The organism is Paraburkholderia lebeckiae, from assembly GCF_050436225.1.
In the GTDB taxonomy this organism is placed as follows: domain Bacteria; phylum Pseudomonadota; class Gammaproteobacteria; order Burkholderiales; family Burkholderiaceae; genus Paraburkholderia; species Paraburkholderia tuberum.
Window position 1 is genome coordinate 1,340,254 of record NZ_JBNDLU010000002.1, and the last position, 17,653, is coordinate 1,357,906.

Sequence of the window (17,653 nt, forward strand, 5' to 3'; positions counted from 1 at the left end):
CCGCCCCTATGGGCCGGTTGATAAAGGCGATTCATAATCTGCTCGACAACGGCTCGGCGTGGTGCCCCCAATCTACTCCGCTTCTGCAAAAGCTAATGTGGAATCGATGAACGTCTCGTTGGCGCCTGGCTGCCAGCGTGTCGGCGTTTCGCTGTGCAATCGAACATGGCTTCCCCATTGGAAATTGGCCCGCATCCTGGCGGGACTATGGCAACGCGCGTTGCTACTTCAAGCGACGCGTGGCACGCAGGACGGCCTATGATGAAATCATTGAGGTGCGGAAACCGTGCCTCCTAACCCAGAGGAGCGAGAATCATGGCCAAGCAAGACACCGAATCCAGCGTCTACAGCGTCACGGAAATTATCGGCACCAGCCCAACTTCCTGGGAGGATGCGGCGAAAAATGCTGTGGAAATTGCAGCGAACTCGCTACGTGATTTGCGAGTCGCCGAAGTCTGCAAGCTCGACATGAGGGTCGATAGCGGCAAGGTCGTTGAATACCGAGCGCGAGTATCTTTGTCGTTCAAGTACGAAGCATGAAACGGCGACCCCGAACCACGGCAGAGAAGATGCTTCCGACACTGCAAGTTTGCGGCATCGAGCTTGTACGGCAGTTGCGGACGGCGCAACTCCCAGAATGCTCACGCTAGCGTGCAGTTCAGCCGGGCGGTATGACTGCGTCGCAGCGGGCTTCGGTCCGTCCTGCGCCCCTTGTCGCTGCGAGCTGGCGGGACGCGCTCGCCTTCAATGCACGTAAATTCGACCACGTTCGTCGCATCGCAGATAGCGCAGTCCATCCGGGCCCGGCTACTGTCGCGCCACGGTCAAACCGCCGCTGGCCGATGGGGCAGGAGTATTTTTTACATTGGCGCCTGCAGCGCTACAGCCACTCGCACGTGCGCAGAGCGTTCGGGCAACCACGGTCCGTGCCAGACTGAGACGGTGAGTCGCCGACGACCAGCGACATCAAGCAGGCGCCTTGCTACCATCGACTAGCCGTAATTAGCCTGCCCGCCCGGGCCACTTTCTTTAAGGAGGTTGAGATGGACGTGCCAGTCACTGAAGAACAAATCCGAACACTTGCTTTCTATCTGTGGGAGAAGGACGGCTCTCCCGAAGGACGCGCGGACGAATACTGGGAGAAGGCTCGACAGCAGTTGGATGCGGACGAGTCACCGGCAGCATCTGAGGGCGACACAGTAGCCTGAGCGGCGCGCGCCAAAGGCAATGCGGGCGCCTGAGCAAGGGCCCTCACGCGCCTGTCTTGGCGATTGACCGGACTGGTCTCAGGTACTCCGACCGTCCGGGTGTCGCCTTGCTCCTTACCAGTTCGAGTGCTTTATCCGCCAGTGAGCCAAAATCGGCGCCGCTAGCAGTTAGCACACCTGGATACCCTGCGAAAACAACTGGCGGTTCGCGCATGACCGAGCGCGAGGCGCGCGACGTCTCGGAGTTGGACTGACTCTGCGAAAGCTCTGGACGAACAGAAAGCTCAGTTCGCGTGCAAACGGCGGGTCTTTGCAACTGAAGGCGGCCTACGAGCATCCACGGGCATCTGAGTTGATTCGGCCTTCGGGAACCGGTTTCCCGGTGCTAAGCTTGCGAAAGCCGGGAGGGTATCGGCTAGCCTCCAACAGCTGGCTGGTGCAGCCGTAATCAGAAGCCGCGCGAGTTTCCTGCCGCCGGCTACGAGGAGAAGTCCATGGCAGCGCGCTCAATCGCATCGTTGACCCTTTCCTTCGGCTGGTTTCCATTCCGGTCAAACTGTATTCGGCCACCGAGAGTGCCTCAGGGGTAGGCTTCAATTTCCCGTCGCCGGAAGGCGGCCGGGTGAAACAGCAGTACGTTTGTGAAGCCACCGGCAAGGTCGTGACACGTGCTGACATGAAGAAAGGGTACGAGTTCGAGAAGGGACAGTTTGTCGTTTTCACGCCTGATGAGCTGAAAGCGCTCGAGGAAGGCGCGACGCATGTCGTGGAAATTGTCTCCTTCATGCCAGAGGAATCGGTCGACCCGCTGTACTACGACAAGGCGTATTTCATTGCGCCGGACAAACGGGGAGCCAAACTCTACAGTCTGCTGCGGCAAAGGCAGGGCTTAGTGCGCCACTTGAGCGCCTATCGTTGTCTCAATACCTGAAGCGCGTCTAGCGCGAAACACCGCCGCTGCGCTCTCGCGCGCGGTGTTTGACGCAGGTCGCCGTCGCGACGGCTGTCAAACGCGAACGTCAAGTGAATCGAAGCCTCATGGCGAGCTAGGCTGCCGTCGAATCTCATCGGCGATGCCTCGTGACCGCGTGCGCTAAGGGGATACGTGTGGCACTGAATATGCATTTCAGCATTCGAGGATGCAGGCCTCTGGCATACGCTTCATTGACAGATTCTATTTGCGATTTCCACGGTCGCGATCTTCACTACACTGCTATTAGTAGTAGATGGAGGACATATGAAGACAGCCGACCCGCAGAAAATTGTCCATGACATCGCCGAGTCCACGCACAACGACACGCCGTGGGACACACAGTGCACTCCAGGCACAGGGCGACGAATCACGCGATGGGAACATGAGTCGGTGCTGGAAGCAGTTCAACGTCGGCTCGACCGGACACCGGATGCGATGACGGTGCGCAGGCGAACCGTCGAACATGTCTTCGGCACGTTCAAGCACTGGATGGGCTACACGCATTTCCTGACACGCAGGCTGCCCAACGTGGGGACCGAGATGAGCCTGAACGTACTTGCCTACAATCTCATGCGAGTGCTGAGAATCCTGGGGTTCAGGAAAACGATGAAAGCGATGCGGCTGGTGGGTGCGTGAGCACCCCGTAGGTCCAAAAACTAACCCCTTGAACTTGATTGGAGCGCGCTAGAGACGTTCAGCGTCCCGTCATCGCCGCGACACCCCCAAAGACAGCCAAACGCGCCGACGGGCCAGGTTTACCCGTCGCATTGCAACTCCGTCGAGTTTCCACACGGCCTGGTCGATTTGCGACAGATCGTTATGTCGCTACCGTGCCTGTTTTCCGTTTTCTGCAGCGTCCCCAGGCAGATGTCGTCCGACCACGGTATTGCCTTGAGGGGCGGCGTCGGCGTCCATCGCGAGCAGCGCAAAGCATCGGCGTTGAAAGCCATACTGGCACGGAGCAGGCCTGCGCAGTCACCGACGCGAGTTGAACAACCGTAAAAGGTAAGCGCTAGTTATCGGCTGGCGTCTCCACCAATGTCCCGATCAGGCGAAGCAGTTCGGTATGCTCCGGACCTTTGCCATTTCGAACAAGGAAGTCGCCAATTGAGATGTCGGACGGCCGGCCACCTGACGAGAGGTTTGGCTCATGTCGGACGAAAACCCGGCCAGAGTCGTATTCGTGGACGAGCGACCAACGGTCTCCGTTCGCGCTCCTGTAAAGCTCTCGCGCCTTTTGAGTCATGGCCCCTCCTATTTCGGGCTAAGCATACAACGGCCGGGACGTCGCTGACAGGGTGTCAACGTGGTTTCAGCGATCGAATCGATCACGGCGATGATGCCGCGACATATGCGATCTTCGGTCCGCCTTTTCGGTCAACCGGCCGGAACTCGACCTTATGGAACGTATCGACCAGGCGCGCGTTGCCTTGCTTGAAAGTCGGCGCAAATAGAAGAACGCGTCGCAGTGATCCAGTTCCCGGTGGCGTTGTTTCGCGCAAGGGGACGGGCGGCAAATGCCCGATGGTGTTCATCAAGTGGCGCACCCTCAATGAGATTCGACAGACAGCACGCACCGGCTGTGCCTGAGGACTCGACAATCTTGATTGTCGCCCTGGAAAGGGACATCGAGCTTGGTCAGTCAGGCGGTGTGAGCCAGCAGGCATCGCGCGCCATCCCGCAAATCACCGCTGCGCGCCGCTCCTGCGAATTTCGCTGGTTTCACCAATCCACTCGCGTCAGAATGTGGAATGCGCCGCTCTCGCGATGCGTCTGCCAGCTTTCGCGCAATCGGCTACTGCATCGATCGGGACAAGCCATCCGGAGCGAGGAAAAGAATCATGCAGAGCGCGATTCGGCGGCATTGCCTGAACGTTGTGGCGCTGGCGACCTGTCTCGCGTTGGCAGCCGTCAGTACGGGTCTGACTGGCTGCAGTTCACTTTACAGTGAAGGCGCCACTGCGGGTGCCGGTATCGCCGGGGCGGCCATCGCCGGCACGGTGACCAACAACGCGGCCGTTGCCACCGGCATCGGCCTCGGCGCAGTGGCCGCTGCCCGAGCCGGCGTGCAGTACTCGGAACGCGTGATGCACGCGTATACGCAGGCGCAGATTGCGACCGCGGCGGGACCGCTCGCGGTCGGCGCCGTGGCACCCTGGTTCACCAGGCACAGCGTACCGATCGAGCCAGACGAACAAGGCCGCGTGACTGTAAGCCGGGTGATCAGTACCGGCATGCTCGACTGCAAGGAAATTGTCTTTTCCGTCGATACCGATGCGAAGAAGGATCAGCCCGCGACCAGTTCGTTCTACATCGCTGCGGTGTGCCGTGATGGCGATGACTGGAAATGGGCCTCGGCGGAACCGGCCACGGCACGCTGGGGTGCGCTGCAATGAAGCGCCGCCTTGATGCGATGCTTGCGGCCGGCGTTGTGGCGAGTTTGACGGTAATGATGAGTGGCTGCGCGTCGGCGCGGTGGCCGGTGCGGTCGCCGCGGTATCGACGGGCGCCGTCACCAGCAATCCTGCCATCGGCATCGGCGTGGGCATCGCGGTGCAGGCCGCCGCCGACGAAGCCGTCAGGCGCGTGATGAAGTCGCTGCACGGCGACCAGCAGATGGCGATCGCGGCCACGGCGGGTGAATTGCCGGTCGGCGAAACGAAGCCGTGGCGGGTCAAACACGTGCTGCCGCTCGAAAATGGTCACGGCGAGGTCCGCGTGCTGCGCGAGTTCGACAGCGCGCTGGCGACCTGTCGCGAGTTTGCATTTTCGGTCATTGCTGGCGAGAAGCCCGGTGCGCCCGCTGACTGGTTCGTCGCTTCGATCTGTAAGGATCAGGACGGTTGGAAGTGGGCTTCGGCCGAGCCGGCGGTCGGGCGATGGGGCACCTTGCAGTAAAGTCCAGCCGGAATGCGCGCGCAATCGCCACGTCGAATACGGCTGGTATTACGGATCGCTCTGTCGCAACAAGGCGTTAAGGTAAGGTCCGGTGGCCGGAAAATGCTGACGACCCCGATGGCCAGGACGACGAAGACCGCGCAGGACGTTGCCCCTGGCGTCGCCCAGGTGCTGAAGCGACTGCACTGTCCACTTGATGTGAGTTTGATGTGCGTGTGGTGGTCTGCTCGAGGATACGGCGCCTGCCGCCGCTTGCCCGGCAACGGGTGGACGGGTACGAGGCTAATGTTCGCGCGGAGATCCGCCAAGCTGGGCATCGATCGCGCGCCTGGCGAGGTCTATCGCGTCGCTGACTGCGGCCGCTACGCTGAGCAATGAGCGGTAGTGCTCCGGCTCAGGTATGCGGCCGCCCTTGCGGTCGATTTCGCCACGCCGCGACAGCTGCTCCACCAGCAACGTAACAGTCGACCCGCCGTCGTAGTCCTCTCGCGCGCTGACCGTGATAATGTAGCCCCGGTGCACCTGTTGCTCTTCCATGGCCAACTCCAGACAACAAATGCAATGTTATTCAGCGATGCCGGCGAGGTCTTCGATGTCGTTTTCAATACGTCCTCGCGCTTCAACCGCCGCTTCCTCCGTAGTTTTTGCAATCAGTGGGAAAATCAGTCCGTTGCCTTTGAATGCGCCGGCGAAATGGACCCATGCCGCGTAAGAACATACGCCGGATTCGAGCCGACAAATATTCAGAACTACATCATAGGTACGCTGCAGTCCCTGTCGACGCGCGTATTGAAATTTGTACACCTCGGTATCAGGCATGACGACCTCTTCCGCACCTTAAGCCTTAAGGGAAGGTGGCTACGTAGCGACGAAGATCTGCGCTCGTCGCTCGGCATAGCGCGGCTTCCTCCGTTCATACGAGGTTACGCCCTTCCGTATAGGTTGCGAAGGCACGCTCAGTTTGATAGTGCCCTTTCTTGTGCATATCGATGTCCGGACACTACGTGCACCGATCGCGGCAACGCGCGTTGCCGCACGCACTGACGCGGACGCGCGGCTCTTCAGCGCGCCGCACCATTACGTTGACCGGCCCGCTCAGGCGTCGAGATAACGCTTGAACCACTGCACCGCGTACCGTGAAACGGCTTCCAGTGTGCCGGGTTCTTCGAACAGGTGGGTCGCGCCGGGGACGATCACAAGATCCTTCGGACATTCGAGCAGAGCGAAGGCGTCCCGGTTGACTTCGATGACATTGACGTCGAGCCCGAGACGCTGGATTTGGGTGATCCACGGCGAGACCAGCGCGCGAAGGAGCTGGTCAGGCGGTTCGCCAGCCGGCCCACGGCCAGCATTCCGGGCGCGTGCGAAGGCTGGGCCGAGACGATGGCGGCATATCGCTTTCTGGGCAATGAGCGCATCGACTGGCGCGACATGATGCAGCCGCATTGGGACCGTACCACGACGCGCATGGAGCAGTTGCCGGTGGTGCTCTGCATTGCCGATACGACAGAGCTGAACTTTAACGGTCAGGACATCGATGGGGCCGGCCCGCTCAGTTATGAAGCACAGGTGGGCGTGTATCTTCACGCGACCTAGGCGGTGACACCGGATCGGGAGCCGCTGGATGTGATGAACGGATGGATGTGGGCGCGCGAGCCACGCGATGCAAACGGCAGGCGTGGCGGTGTCAGGGAAAGTGTGCGGTGGATCGAAAGCTATGAGATCGTGGCCGAACAGGCACGGGCCCTGCCTGACACGCGACTGGTGTATGTGGCCGATCGTGAAGGTGACATCGCCGCGCTCATGCAGCGTGCGCAGGAACTGGGTGAACCGGCGGACTGGCTGATCCGGTCCCAGCACAATCGTGCCCTGAGGGACGAAGAAAAGCTGTGGGAAAAGGTACATGCGAGTAACGTGCTCGGCCATATCAGCTTCGTACTGCCCGGGGCGCAGTGGCCAGAAGGCGCGTGAAGTGAGGCAGGAACTGCGTAGCCAGCGCGTCACGCTGGCCGGGCGCGCCGGTGTCACGCTCACCTGCGTCGAGGCGTATGAAGTGGATGCGCCAGCGGGTGTGAAGCCCGTCATCTGGCGTCTTGGGACCAACCGCGAAGCGGGCGATGCGCATGCGCTCATCGAACTCGTTGAATGGTACCGCGCGAGATGGGAAATAGAAATGTTCTTCAATGTCCTGAAGAACGCCTGCCGGGTTGAGGCGCTGCAACTCTCACAGATGGAGCGCGTGGAGAAGGCGCTCGCGCTGTACATGGTGGTATCGTGGCGTATCGCGCGGCTCATGCGTGTCGGCAGAACCTGTCCGGAGCTGGACGCGTCGTTGTTCTTCGCGGCTGACGAGATACACGGCGCTCTGTAAGGCTCTGGTGCAAATAGACGGTCTGGACGAGATTTCTGTAGAACGGAGACCTCATCAAGCAGACAGCACGGCCTTCCAAACTGCGGGCGCAGCGGTATCTTTGAGGTCGAGCTTCGCGAGGCTGAATTGGCCTTTGCGAATACGATGTACCAATTCGATACCTGAGAGAGTGATCGCTGCGTTCCTGAAACGTTTGAAACCGAGCATGACTTTCGTCCGGGACTTGATATTGCGGTGGTCCTGCTCGACCAGATTATTGAGATATTTCGAGGATCGGACCTTCGTGTCCTCAGGCAGCAAGCCATCGACCTGCATTTCGCGCGCAGCGCGATGCGAGGCCGCATAACCATCGAGCGTGATGGTCTTCGGTGGCTGCCCCTGATGCTTGATTGCCTTTTTGAAAAAGGCTTTTGCCGCCTTCACGTCGCGCCTGGCGCTGAGCATGAAGTCTACCGTCTGGCCTGCCCGATCCACCGCCCGATAAAGATAGACCCACTTGCCGCGCAGTTTGAGGTAAGTCTCGTCGACGCGCCACGACTGGCCAGTGGGCCTGCCAAAGCGGTTCCACCGTTTAACGAACTCCGGCGCATAGCGCCGCACCCAGCGCAGGATCGTCGTGTGCGCCAGCGAGAGACCTCGTTCCGCCATCATTTCGACCAGATCGCGCAGGCTAAGCTTGTAGCGCAAATACCAGCGAACACACAGAATGATCACTTCACGGTCAAAGTGACGGCCTGCGAACAGTTCGTCCAGGCTCTTCAGTTTGCTCATCGTCGGCTCTCAATTTGTTCAGTCCGACACCTTAACCGATTCGCACGCGCGCTATTTGCACCGGAGCCGCATAGGACCGGGTCGCAGAAACCATGCCGATCGCCGACAAGGCCGTGCTGACCGTCCGACATTCAGATGACTATGCTGTGGACCTAGATGGTTGGATGCAGCGCAACGGGCGTTGCAGACATACACGCAGCCTTGACCGGCACCGCAAGCAACCGCACCGCCAGCGTTTTGCAGCAACCCCCCGCCCATCGTCGCGAAGGATGTGATGGCGTCTGTGTCAGTAACATCCACTCCTCATTAAACGTTGTTTGCGGACGGGAGCCGATGACCACCGTTTCGCCTCAACAGTCACCGACAGCACCAACTTGACGAACGGCCGCTGACTCCTTGGCTGAAGTGGGTCGAGGGCGGCCCGTCGCGGCACGCCGCGTTCAGTCCTGTCACGCAAGCCATCCGTGGGACTGGGTTCGGCCACAACCGGTCATTCGACTGGGCGGCGACAATGACTACGTCCGGTGTACCGACATTCATCTTGGCCGGTAGTGAGGAGTCGGAGGCGGCGTAGCCGCCGGAGACGACGAACTGCCGGCGGCGCCGGGTCGGCGAGGTCTAGGATGGCTGACTGAATCGAAAAAGAGGCGGTCAGCCCATGTCTGGAACCCGCATCACCGACCAACAGGTCCGCCTCTACATGAACCAGCGCAAACACCATCCACAGAAGGTCGCCGCAGCGAAGTCGGGCATGAGCGAGCGCACGGCGCGACGCGTCGAACGTGAAGCCGGGCTTCCGTCGCAGCAGCCTCGGCGCTACTGGCGCTCGCGTCCTGATCCATTTGCCGACGTGTGGGAAGCCGAGGTCGTCCCATTGCTGCGTAGTGCGCCAAAGCTGAAGGCGATCACCCTGCTGCGCAAATTGCAGGACGACCATCCCGAACGCTTTCCCGACAGCATGCGTCGCACGTTTGAGCGGCATGTCAGCCAGTGGCGCGCGCTCGAAGGGCCGAACCAGGAAGTGTTCTTCCCTCAAACGTATCAGCCAGGCGCGCGAGGCCTGTCGGACTTCACCCACATGGACAAGCTGTGCGTGACAATTGGCGGCGTCCCGTTTGACCACCTGCTGTATCACTTTGTGCTGGCATTCTCGCGCTGGGAATACGCCAGCGTGGTCGATGGCGGCGAGAGCTTCCAGGCGCTCGCGACGGGATTGCAGAACGCGCTGTGGCAGGCCGGCGGCTGCCCACGCGAGCACCGCTCCGACAGTCTGTCGGCGGCCTTCAGGAACCTGCAGGAAGAGGAAGACTTCACAGCTCGCTATGCGGTGCTACTCGATCACTACGGGATGGAAGGCACGCGCAACAACCGTGGCATGGGTCATGAGAATGGCAGTGTGGAATCGTCGCATCGCTATCTGAAGGATCAGATCGATCAGGCTCTGGAGTTGCGCGGTCACCGCGACTTCGCAGACCGGGCCGCGTACGACGAGTTCGTACGCGGGGTGGTGATGCGCCGCAACCGGCGCAATGCTGCAGCGTTCCAGATCGAGCGCGAACACCTGCTGGATCTGCCTGAGCACCGTACCACCGACTTCGTTGAGGAAGAGGCGCGCGTGACCCGCTGCGGCACGTTCACCGTACGTTGCGTCCTGTACAGCGCCCGGTCGCGGCTGATCGGCCATCGCCTGAAGGTGCGCCTTTACAGTGACCGGCTCGATTGCTATCTGTCCGGCGCGCTCGTGCACAGCACGACGAGGGCCACGCACACCAGCAAGCGGCGCGGTCGCGGCATCGACTACCGGCACTTCATCGATTCGCTCAAACGCAAGCCGCAGGCCTTCAGGGGCCTCGCGTTCCGCGACGATCTGTTTCCACGTGAAGCCTATCGTCGCACCTGGGAACGGCTGGATCAGGCACTGACGCCGCGTAGCGCCTGCAAGACCATGGTGGGCCTGCTTGAACTCGCCGGGCACCACGGCGTTGAGGCGCAACTGGCCGAGCGGCTCGATGCATTGCTCGAACTCGGTGAACTGCCCGATCTGAAGGTGTTGTTCGATGAGTTCGCGCCGCGCCAGGCCGAGTGTCCGGTGGTTGTCGTCGAGATGCCGTCCGCCGCGCTTTACGACACGTTGCTCGATGAGGAGGTGCTCGCATGAACGCCGCCTACGATGCTGGCCGTATCGCACTTATGCTCAACGAACTGCGCCTGCCAACGATCGGCCGGTTGTGGCCGGACTTCGCTGAACGCTCGGACAAGGAAAGCTGGCAGGCGTCGCGGTTACTCGGTGCATTGCTCGAACATGAACTTGCCGAGCGCGCCAAACGAAGAATCGAACGTCATCGTGCCGAGTCACATCTGGATCCGACCAAGACGCTCGCCACCTTCGACTTCGGTGTTGTGCCTATGGTCTCAAAGGCGCATGTGATGGCGCTGGCCACCGGCGATTCGTGGCTTGAGAAAGGCGCCACGATTCTACTGTTCGGGCCGCCTGGAGGCGGGAAAAGTCATCTTGGAAGCGCAATCGGACATGCACTGATCGACGCCGGCTATCGCGTATTGTTCACGCGCACCGGCGAAATCGTGCAGAAGCTCCAGGTCGCACGTCAAAGTCTGCAACTGCCTTCGGCGCTTGCGAAGCTTGACCGCTTCGACCTGATCATCCTCGATGATCTGTCGTATGTGAGGAAGGACCAGGCCGAAACCAGCGTGCTGTTCGAGCTGATCGCCGAGAGGTATGAGCGGAAAAGTCTTCTGATAACGGCCAACCAGCCGTTCTCAGGCTGGAATGACGTCTTCCCCGACCCCGGCATGACAGTGGCGGCCATCGACCGGCTTGTGCATCACTCGACGATCTTCGAACTGAACGTTGAAAGCTATCGACGCCGCAAAGCCAGCGACAAACAGAAGGAGCGGCGCCGTCAATTACCCGCTGACAATCCGAACGGAGCGACAACCATGTCCAACTGACAGCGACAAACATCTCGACCGACCGGCCAAGATGTTTGTCGGTAAACCGGACTTCCTGCTTGACGCTATCCACATTCGACATCGACGCAGGAATCGTCGACAATTCGGTTCGTCGCCGTTGCTGGCACCAGCCCGGCCATCCCTGTTAAAGGCGAAAAACCCTGAAGGAGTCTTCTGTGGCATGCTCTCGATGTGAAGACGTTTGCGTTCGGTATGCAATCAAACATCCTCGCGAGCTACGCAAAGCGATACAGATCGCAGCGGAGAACATCGCGGACAAAACGCTCATAGAAGTGATTCCTGACAGCCCTTGGGTCTCCATCTCATTTGACAAACTCGCGGCAGGCGCTGCATGGGACGACTACGTCGAGTACCATTTTCGCTGCCTGCATTGCAATGAAGCTTTTTGGTTGCGCGCGGAAACGTATCACGGTAGCGGTGGGTACTGGGAACCGAAAGACCCAGCATCGATACGCGACAACATCACCAACTAGCCGCGAACGGCCACAACCGGCGGTTCGACATTGCCTGCTGGATCGTTGACAATGCGGCTGTGGACGACGTCGAGATCGGAAGAATGGATAAGAATCGGGCGTTTTTGCTGCCGTTCGGAATCAACCTCAGCGTTGAGGACGGAATCGCAATTATCGAATCCAATTTGCCGGAAGCACTGCCTAGTGTAGTGCTTCTGAATTAGTGGAACCAAGAAGGTCTTGCCATTGTCATGCTCTTTGTACGAATGATGGAGCGAGTCATGAAGACGGCGAGACCGATCGAATTGAGCAGCGAACAACGCATCAAACTTGAAGCGATGGCGAGATCGCAAACCCTCGAGGTAAGAGCCGTTCGGCGAGCGCAGATCGTCCTGTTGGCAGCCGATGGCATGGGCAATCGGGAGATTGCCGCAGCCTTGGGAATCGGGCGGGTGCAGGTGGGACGCTGGCGCGAGCGCTTTGTTCGGGGCGGCGTCGCGGCGATAAAAGATGACCTGCCGCGCAGTGGGCGCAAGCCACGCATCGATCGCGCCGAGATTGTACGGTTGACGACGCAGACCACGCCTGAAGCTGCGACTCACTGGAGCACGCGCACGCTCGCTAGGACAGCTGGCGTCAGCGACACAACGGTGCTGCGAATCTGGCAGGCCAACGGACTCAAGCCTCACCTGATCGAGAGCTTCAAAGTCTCGCGAGATCCGAAGTTTGCCGAGAAGCTCGAAGACATCGTGGGCTTGTATATGTCCCCGCCGGAGCACGCGTTGGTTCTGTGTTGCGACGAGAAGAGCCAGGTGCAGGCGCTCGATCGCACCCAGCCCGGACTGCCCTTGAAGAGAGGCCGTGCGGCCATCCAGACTCATGACTACAAGCGTCACGGCACCACGACCCTGTTCGCGGCGCTCAATACCGTCGATGGCTCGGTCATCGCCCGCTGTGATCAGCGCCACCGTCACAGCGAATGGCTCGCCTTCTTGCGCCAGATTGACCGTGAAACTCCCAAGGGCAAAGAGCTGCATTTGATCTGCGATAACTATGCCACGCACAAGCACCCTAAAGTTAAGGAGTGGCTCGCGAAACATCCTCGTTTCACCGTGCATTTCACGCCGACCTCCGCATCGTGGCTGAACATGGTGGAACGCTTCTTTCGCGATATCACTACCGAACGTTTGCGCCGTGGCGTGTTCCGCTGCGTTCCCGATCTGGTCCTCGCTATCAAGGAGTACATCGCCGTGCATAACCAGGATCCCAAACCATTCGTGTGGACTGCCAAGGCCAATGACATCTTGCAGAAAGTCATTCGCGCCAACCGTCGCCTTGGTTCCAAGAAAAACGAAGCACTACACTAGCTTTAGCGATCCCGTGGAAAACGGGCGCATCGTCGGGGTTGTTGAAGGCGTCGAGCAATTGTTGCTTTCGCTCGCGCGTGTCGGTATCGATTTGTCCAGTCCGCAGTTCGCGCGGGCCATCCACGATTGCGTAGCCAACCTCCATTCAGGCTGATCGGCAAACTGTCGTGTCCGGCCATTTTGGACAGACGTCGACATATAGACCGTTGACAATCAACTTGGGCGAGAGTGGATCTAGCGCTCACGGACATAATCGGCATGTTTTCGGAAGGACATACAAGTGAGCCGGAGAGAGATGGACGACGCATTGAAGACTCGCTTCGTTCCGGCACTTCGACGAATAGGCTTTAAGGGGGGCGGCCTCAAATCTGAAGTGCAACACCTATCTCGTATAAGGTGTTGCGATGCACGAAAGAACTCAGTACCAGCAACTTCAACCTGAAGAGCGTCTGACCATTGCAAGCCTGCATCTGCAGGGTTCGAGTATCCGGGCCATGGCCCGGATACTCGGGCGCTCGCCGGCCACCGTTAGCCGGGAACTGACGCGAAACAGCTCTCCCGCTGGCTACGCGTCCGTGTCGGCTGAAGCACTCAGTGCCGCACGCCGCAGCGCGGGTCGCCATCCCACAAAGCTTTGCCTGCAAAGCGTCTGCTGGCGTATCGTTCTCACCCTGCTCGAGTGGAAATGGTCACCCCAGCAGATATCGGGCACACTCAAGCGTATGTATCCGACCGACCCGACCCAACAGGTTTCGCACGAAACCATCTACACGGCCATCTATGCCCAGCCGCGCGGCGAACTGCGCCGTCAGCTCATTGCGTGCTTGCGCCATGGCCACAGCACGCGCATGCCGCGTACACGGGGCACAGACCGGCGCGGACAGATTCCTGACATGGTCAGTATTCATGTGCGGCCGCCCGAAATCGAAGACCGACTGCTGCCTGGGCACTGGGAAGGCGACTTCATCAAGGGTGCCGGCAACCAGTCCTCGGTAGGCGTGCTGGTCGAACGGACCAGCCGGCTGGTGCTGCTTGCCAAGATGGAAGACGCCACCGCCGCTTCAGCGCTGGCGGGCTTCTCCGCCAAACTCAATTCGATTGTCGCGCCATTACGGCAGAGCTTCACCTACGACCAGGGCAAAGAAATGTCGCGCCATAAAGAGCTCACCGCCGCAACCGGCGTGAAGGTGTACTTCTGCGACCCCCACAGTCCCTGGCAACGCGGCACTTGCGAAAACACCAACGGGCTACTGCGCCAGTATCTGCCCAAAAGCGCAGACCTTTCGGTCTACAGTCAGGACGAACTTGACGCTATCGCCGACAGTCTGAACAGCCGACCTCGCGCGACTCATGCCTTCCATTCGCCATTCGAGGTCTTCGCCGCGACCCTTGCCTCGGCAAGTCAACCTCAAGGCTCTAAACATTAAACCCGCTGTTGCGCTTCACTCTTGAAACCGCCGGGTCATTGCCTCATTTCCGACGCCTAGGAGCTGGCAAAATCGACCTTTTGACGGTGCAGTTTGACCGCCACGGCGGAGGATTCGTGGTTGAGATATCTCGGTGCGGAATCGATGGCATAGCCACCCACTTGGGGAAATCAATCCCCGCGACCAAGGTCACTGCGCATGATCTACTTCCTCGCCAGCGTCACAGGCTTGGCCAGCCCGCACCAGGGCTGGATGGTCGCTGGTTCAGGTTCGATGATGGCACTCCGCCGATGACAGTCGCAGAGTCTTTATGCACATACCTCGACGAAGCAGAGCGTTGGTGGGCCGCAAGTTGATGGAGAGACGCTACCTACCTCTCCTGTTTCTCGTTATTGCGGCGCCGAGTTGGGCCGGCGGTACTGTTGCGGGCGCGCAGGTCGTGATCTCCTTAGGGTATGGCAGTCGCGACTTGACACTACTGCATCAACTTGAGGACGAACTGGACGTCGCAGCGAGGGCGGCGAATTGCGGGGAACTTGACGGCGACGAGATTGCACCGGACGGTAGGAGCGCTTCCATATACATGACGAGCGGTGACGGCGATCGACTGGTCAGGGCGATACGCCCGATTCTCAAAGCACACGGTTTCTCACAGGACGCTCACATTAACACTGGAGGCTGACGACGCACCGTTGGCAAACATAGACGAGCGGTAGCGGAAAGCGAAATGAGGCGCTATGGGGCAGAAACTAGACGATACCGAGTTGGAACTTTACCGAAGAGTGGATGAGGTTCTGTACTACGTATGGGACCCTATCGGCGTTGCGCCCAATCCCGTTACGCGTGACGAATACCAAAGGTATTTGCCCGAAGTGTTCTCAATGTTGCAGGAGGGAGCGAGCGTCTCGCCCATCGCTGCATACTTGGATAACGTTGCTACTGAGAGGATGGGATTGAACGGAAATCCGGGACATTCCAAGCGAGTTGCCGAATTCCTGCTCGACTGGAAAACCGAGATTTACCGGATACGGTAGCGGTAAGCTTCAACCAAGCAGTGCGGCGGAGCAAGGTCTGTGCCTGACTATTACGCAGACGGTTCCCAAGACCCTGGGCGCGGTCGGCATTACCCACTGGTGCCCCTGACGGGGTATCCTTCCCCCCGCCGCGACGACAGTATAACGACCTCGCGGACCAGTCAAATAGTTGCTCGCGAATGTCCGCTAACGGGACCGCTGAAGGTCTCCTCAGGGTCGACATGAGCCCGATCGGATTTAATGCAATCTGAGCTCGGGGCAGTTGACCATCGGTCGCTAAGTGGACGGTCGCATTCGGACAATCGGCTACTTTGCAGCCAAACTATAAGTATTAACCCTTAAGTTTCCGTCCTTCTTGTCGTTATACAGAATTGCCCGGCAAGCCGGTGACCAGGTGGCAGATCTTGAAAGATGGAACTCTGATATGCGGTTGAACAACATGAAAATAGGAGCGCGCCTCGCGCTGGCGTTCGCAGTCACGTTGCTTCTAACGTTCGCACTTGCAGCCGTATCACTGAGTGGACTGAGTGGCTTCAACCAGGACGTCAATAACGTCACGCGCTCGCGCATGCCGGTGTTGTGGGATCTGCACAAGCTGCTCGAAATCACTCGCGGGCAGGCGGTGATGGAACGCGACGCATTGGCCGCGTTGGCAGGCAACCAGTCGGAGGTCGTAAGCGCCAATCTGCAATCGATCGGCAATGGTCACGATATCGTGTCCAAGGCAGTCGAAGAAATCCAGCAACTCCTCGACACGGACCAGGGCAAAGAGCTCTGGTCCAATGTAGCGTCCGCCCGTCAGGCGTATTTGTCCGACCGGGCGGCAGTCATCGCGCAGATCAAGGCCGGCGACGCCGAAGGGGCACGCCAGAAGTTACTGAGCGAACAGGTGCCGCTGGAGAACCAGTATCTCGGCGCAGTCCAAGCCCTGATCGATTATGTCGGCAACCAGGTGGCGACCGAGCACGACGCATCGAGCGCATCGTATGCCAACGCTCGCCTGCTCGTACTGGTGCTCGCGGCGCTCGCGCTGGCGGTCGGAGGGGCCTGCGCGCTGCTGGTCACGCGCTCGATCGTCCGGCCGCTGCAAGTAGCCGTCGATGCGGCTGAGAAAGTTGCGCAGGGCAACCTGGCCACGCGGATCGACGCGGATGGCAGGGACGAGACGGGGCAACTGCTTCGCTCGCTTCGCAGCATGACCGAAAGCCTGTCTAACACCGTCGGCGAGATCCGCATGGGCGCCGAGTCGGTAATGACGGGCGCGCGACAGATCGCGCAGGGCAACATCGACCTGTCTTCTCGCACGGAGGAGCAGGCGGCGTCGCTGCAGGAAACGGCGGCGAGCATGGAGGAACTCACGGCCACCGTCAAGCAGAACTCGGAGAACGCTCGCCAGGCGAGCGGCCTCGCGGACAGTGCGCATGCTGTTGCCAAAGAAGGTTCGGCAATCGTCGGGGAGGTAGTCGGGACGATGGCGGGCATCGAGGAAAGTGCGGGCAAGATCGCCGAAATCACCGGCGTGATCGAGGGCATCGCATTCCAGACCAACCTCCTTGCACTCAATGCGGCGGTGGAGGCAGCGCGTGCGGGCGAGCAGGGTCGGGGCTTCGCGGTGGTAGCCAGCGAAGTGCGCTCTCTGGCGCAGCGCTCGTCGGTAGCGGCGAAGGAAATCAAGGAGCTGATCGAGACCTCGGGCAGCCGCGTGCAAGCCGGAACCGACCTGGTCGCGCGGGCAGGAGAGACGATGGACAAGGTTGGCACAGCGATTCAGCGCGTGACCGACATCATGGGCGAGATCGCGTCGGCTTCGAGCGAGCAGAGCCGCGGCATTGAACAGGTGCACCAGGCGATCAGCCAAATGGACCAGGTCACGCAGCAGAACGCGGCGCTGGTCGAAGAGGCGGCGGCAGGGGCTGGCTCGCTGGAGGACCAGGCGAAGCAGTTGCGCGCTGCGGTTGCGGTGTTCCGCACGGCGCAGGCCGATATCGCCGCGCCAGCCGCGCGCCCGCTGTCTGTTGCGAAGCCGCCAGCAGCGAAGCGGCCCGTCCGTGTGGCCGAGCGTGCCGTATCAACCACGAAAGTCCCCGCGCCGATACCGCGGCGCGCTGACTCGCCGGTGACGGTCGAGGGCGCGGACTGGGAAACGTTCTGACAGCGTCGT

At 60.1% G+C, this 17,653-nt stretch carries 13 protein-coding genes and 5 pseudogenes; 13 read left to right on the forward strand and 5 right to left on the reverse strand.

From position 1 onward, the window contains the following. Positions 1-315 precede the first annotated feature (315 nt). From OKW45_RS20860 to OKW45_RS20875, 4 genes and pseudogenes are all read left to right on the forward strand, one after another. Positions 316-540 (forward strand): dodecin family protein, encoded by a 225-nt coding sequence (locus tag OKW45_RS20860; protein ID WP_018419043.1) that lies wholly within the window; start codon positions 316-318, stop codon positions 538-540. Between the two features lie 503 nt (positions 541-1,043). After that, complete coding sequence (locus OKW45_RS20865; RefSeq protein ID WP_429470810.1) at positions 1,044-1,208, forward strand: DUF2934 domain-containing protein; 165 nt, start codon at positions 1,044-1,046, stop codon at positions 1,206-1,208. A 494-nt stretch (positions 1,209-1,702) separates the two neighbouring features. Then, positions 1,703-2,088, forward strand: a pseudogene (locus tag OKW45_RS20870) (Ku protein); the annotation flags it as partial. A 432-nt stretch (positions 2,089-2,520) separates the two neighbouring features. Further along, positions 2,521-2,817 (forward strand): annotated as a pseudogene (locus OKW45_RS20875) (transposase); the annotation flags it as partial. A 692-nt stretch (positions 2,818-3,509) separates the two neighbouring features. Here OKW45_RS20875 and OKW45_RS20880 read toward each other — a convergent pair. Next, positions 3,510-3,719, reverse strand: coding sequence for a hypothetical protein (locus tag OKW45_RS20880; RefSeq protein ID WP_429470812.1), 210 nt, complete (start codon positions 3,717-3,719; stop codon positions 3,510-3,512). 303 nt (positions 3,720-4,022) lie between these two features. On the opposite strand from OKW45_RS20880, the gene OKW45_RS20885 reads away from it, so the two are divergent. Together OKW45_RS20885 and OKW45_RS20890 are read left to right on the forward strand one after the other, a co-directional pair. Beyond that, on the forward strand, positions 4,023-4,577 hold the full coding sequence (locus OKW45_RS20885; RefSeq protein WP_429470814.1) for a hypothetical protein: 555 nt from the start codon (positions 4,023-4,025) through the stop codon (positions 4,575-4,577). A 17-nt stretch (positions 4,578-4,594) separates the two neighbouring features. Further along, positions 4,595-5,079, forward strand: a pseudogene (locus OKW45_RS20890) (hypothetical protein). Positions 5,080-5,361: 282 nt separating this feature from the next. On the opposite strand, the gene OKW45_RS20895 reads toward OKW45_RS20890, so the two are convergent. From OKW45_RS20895 to OKW45_RS20905, 3 genes and pseudogenes are all read right to left on the reverse strand, one after another. Further along, positions 5,362-5,616: a hypothetical protein gene (locus OKW45_RS20895; RefSeq protein WP_429470816.1), complete on the reverse strand. Its 255-nt coding sequence runs from the start codon at positions 5,614-5,616 to the stop codon at positions 5,362-5,364. A gap of 27 nt (positions 5,617-5,643) precedes the next feature. Next, entirely contained in the window at positions 5,644-5,898 is a 255-nt protein-coding gene (locus OKW45_RS20900; protein WP_018420610.1) for a hypothetical protein, read from the reverse strand. Positions 5,899-6,174: 276 nt separating this feature from the next. Further along, positions 6,175-6,345, reverse strand: a pseudogene (locus tag OKW45_RS20905) (alpha/beta hydrolase); the annotation flags it as partial. Between OKW45_RS20905 and OKW45_RS20910 the strand changes: the two are divergent. Further along, positions 6,331-7,444, forward strand: a pseudogene (locus OKW45_RS20910) (IS4 family transposase); the annotation flags it as partial. The pseudogenes OKW45_RS20905 and OKW45_RS20910 sit on opposite strands and share 15 nt — an antisense overlap. 60 nt (positions 7,445-7,504) lie before the next feature. Here the strand turns inward: OKW45_RS20910 and OKW45_RS20915 are convergent. Then, the gene (locus OKW45_RS20915) at positions 7,505-8,212 is read right to left on the reverse strand and encodes an IS6 family transposase (protein ID WP_429473331.1); all 708 of its coding nucleotides are present in this window, start codon (positions 8,210-8,212) and stop codon (positions 7,505-7,507) included. 667 nt (positions 8,213-8,879) lie between these two features. On the opposite strand from OKW45_RS20915, the gene istA reads away from it, so the two are divergent. The 6 genes from istA (at position 8,880) to OKW45_RS20945 (ending at position 17,644) form a co-directional block, all read left to right on the forward strand. Continuing rightward, complete coding sequence (gene istA, locus OKW45_RS20920; RefSeq protein ID WP_429470818.1) at positions 8,880-10,379, forward strand: IS21 family transposase; 1,500 nt, start codon at positions 8,880-8,882, stop codon at positions 10,377-10,379. Continuing rightward, positions 10,376-11,191: an IS21-like element helper ATPase IstB gene (istB, locus tag OKW45_RS20925; RefSeq protein ID WP_187620122.1), complete on the forward strand. Its 816-nt coding sequence runs from the start codon at positions 10,376-10,378 to the stop codon at positions 11,189-11,191. The genes istA and istB overlap by 4 nt, the downstream gene beginning before the upstream one ends. A 754-nt stretch (positions 11,192-11,945) precedes the next feature. After that, positions 11,946-13,031: an IS630 family transposase gene (locus tag OKW45_RS20930; protein ID WP_429470820.1), complete on the forward strand. Its 1,086-nt coding sequence runs from the start codon at positions 11,946-11,948 to the stop codon at positions 13,029-13,031. Positions 13,032-13,435: 404 nt separating this feature from the next. After that, positions 13,436-14,458 (forward strand): IS30 family transposase, encoded by a 1,023-nt coding sequence (locus OKW45_RS20935; RefSeq protein WP_429409801.1) that lies wholly within the window; start codon positions 13,436-13,438, stop codon positions 14,456-14,458. A 38-nt stretch (positions 14,459-14,496) separates the two neighbouring features. Beyond that, positions 14,497-14,814, forward strand: a complete 318-nt coding sequence (locus OKW45_RS20940; protein WP_429473332.1) for a DUF4304 domain-containing protein — start codon at positions 14,497-14,499, stop codon at positions 14,812-14,814. A gap of 1,117 nt (positions 14,815-15,931) precedes the next feature. Continuing rightward, a complete protein-coding gene (locus OKW45_RS20945) occupies positions 15,932-17,644 on the forward strand; it encodes a methyl-accepting chemotaxis protein (protein WP_429473333.1) in 1,713 nt (570 codons plus the stop codon). Positions 17,645-17,653: the final 9 nt, after the last annotated feature.

Bases quoted from the DNA above. Each gene is read 5' to 3' on its own strand.
- OKW45_RS20885 (WP_429470814.1), top strand. From the start codon at position 4,023: ATGCAGAGCGCGATTCGGCGGCATTGCCTGAACGTTGTGGCGCTGGCG.
- OKW45_RS20865 (WP_429470810.1), top strand. From the start codon at position 1,044: ATGGACGTGCCAGTCACTGAAGAACAAATCCGAACACTTGCTTTCTAT.
- istA (WP_429470818.1), top strand. From the start codon at position 8,880: ATGTCTGGAACCCGCATCACCGACCAACAGGTCCGCCTCTACATGAAC.
- istB (WP_187620122.1), top strand. From the start codon at position 10,376: ATGAACGCCGCCTACGATGCTGGCCGTATCGCACTTATGCTCAACGAA.
- OKW45_RS20900 (WP_018420610.1), bottom strand. From the start codon at position 5,898: ATGCCTGATACCGAGGTGTACAAATTTCAATACGCGCGTCGACAGGGA.
- OKW45_RS20945 (WP_429473333.1), top strand. From the start codon at position 15,932: ATGAAAATAGGAGCGCGCCTCGCGCTGGCGTTCGCAGTCACGTTGCTT.
- OKW45_RS20935 (WP_429409801.1), top strand. From the start codon at position 13,436: ATGCACGAAAGAACTCAGTACCAGCAACTTCAACCTGAAGAGCGTCTG.
- OKW45_RS20895 (WP_429470816.1), bottom strand. From the start codon at position 5,616: ATGGAAGAGCAACAGGTGCACCGGGGCTACATTATCACGGTCAGCGCG.
- OKW45_RS20930 (WP_429470820.1), top strand. From the start codon at position 11,946: ATGAAGACGGCGAGACCGATCGAATTGAGCAGCGAACAACGCATCAAA.
- OKW45_RS20860 (WP_018419043.1), top strand. From the start codon at position 316: ATGGCCAAGCAAGACACCGAATCCAGCGTCTACAGCGTCACGGAAATT.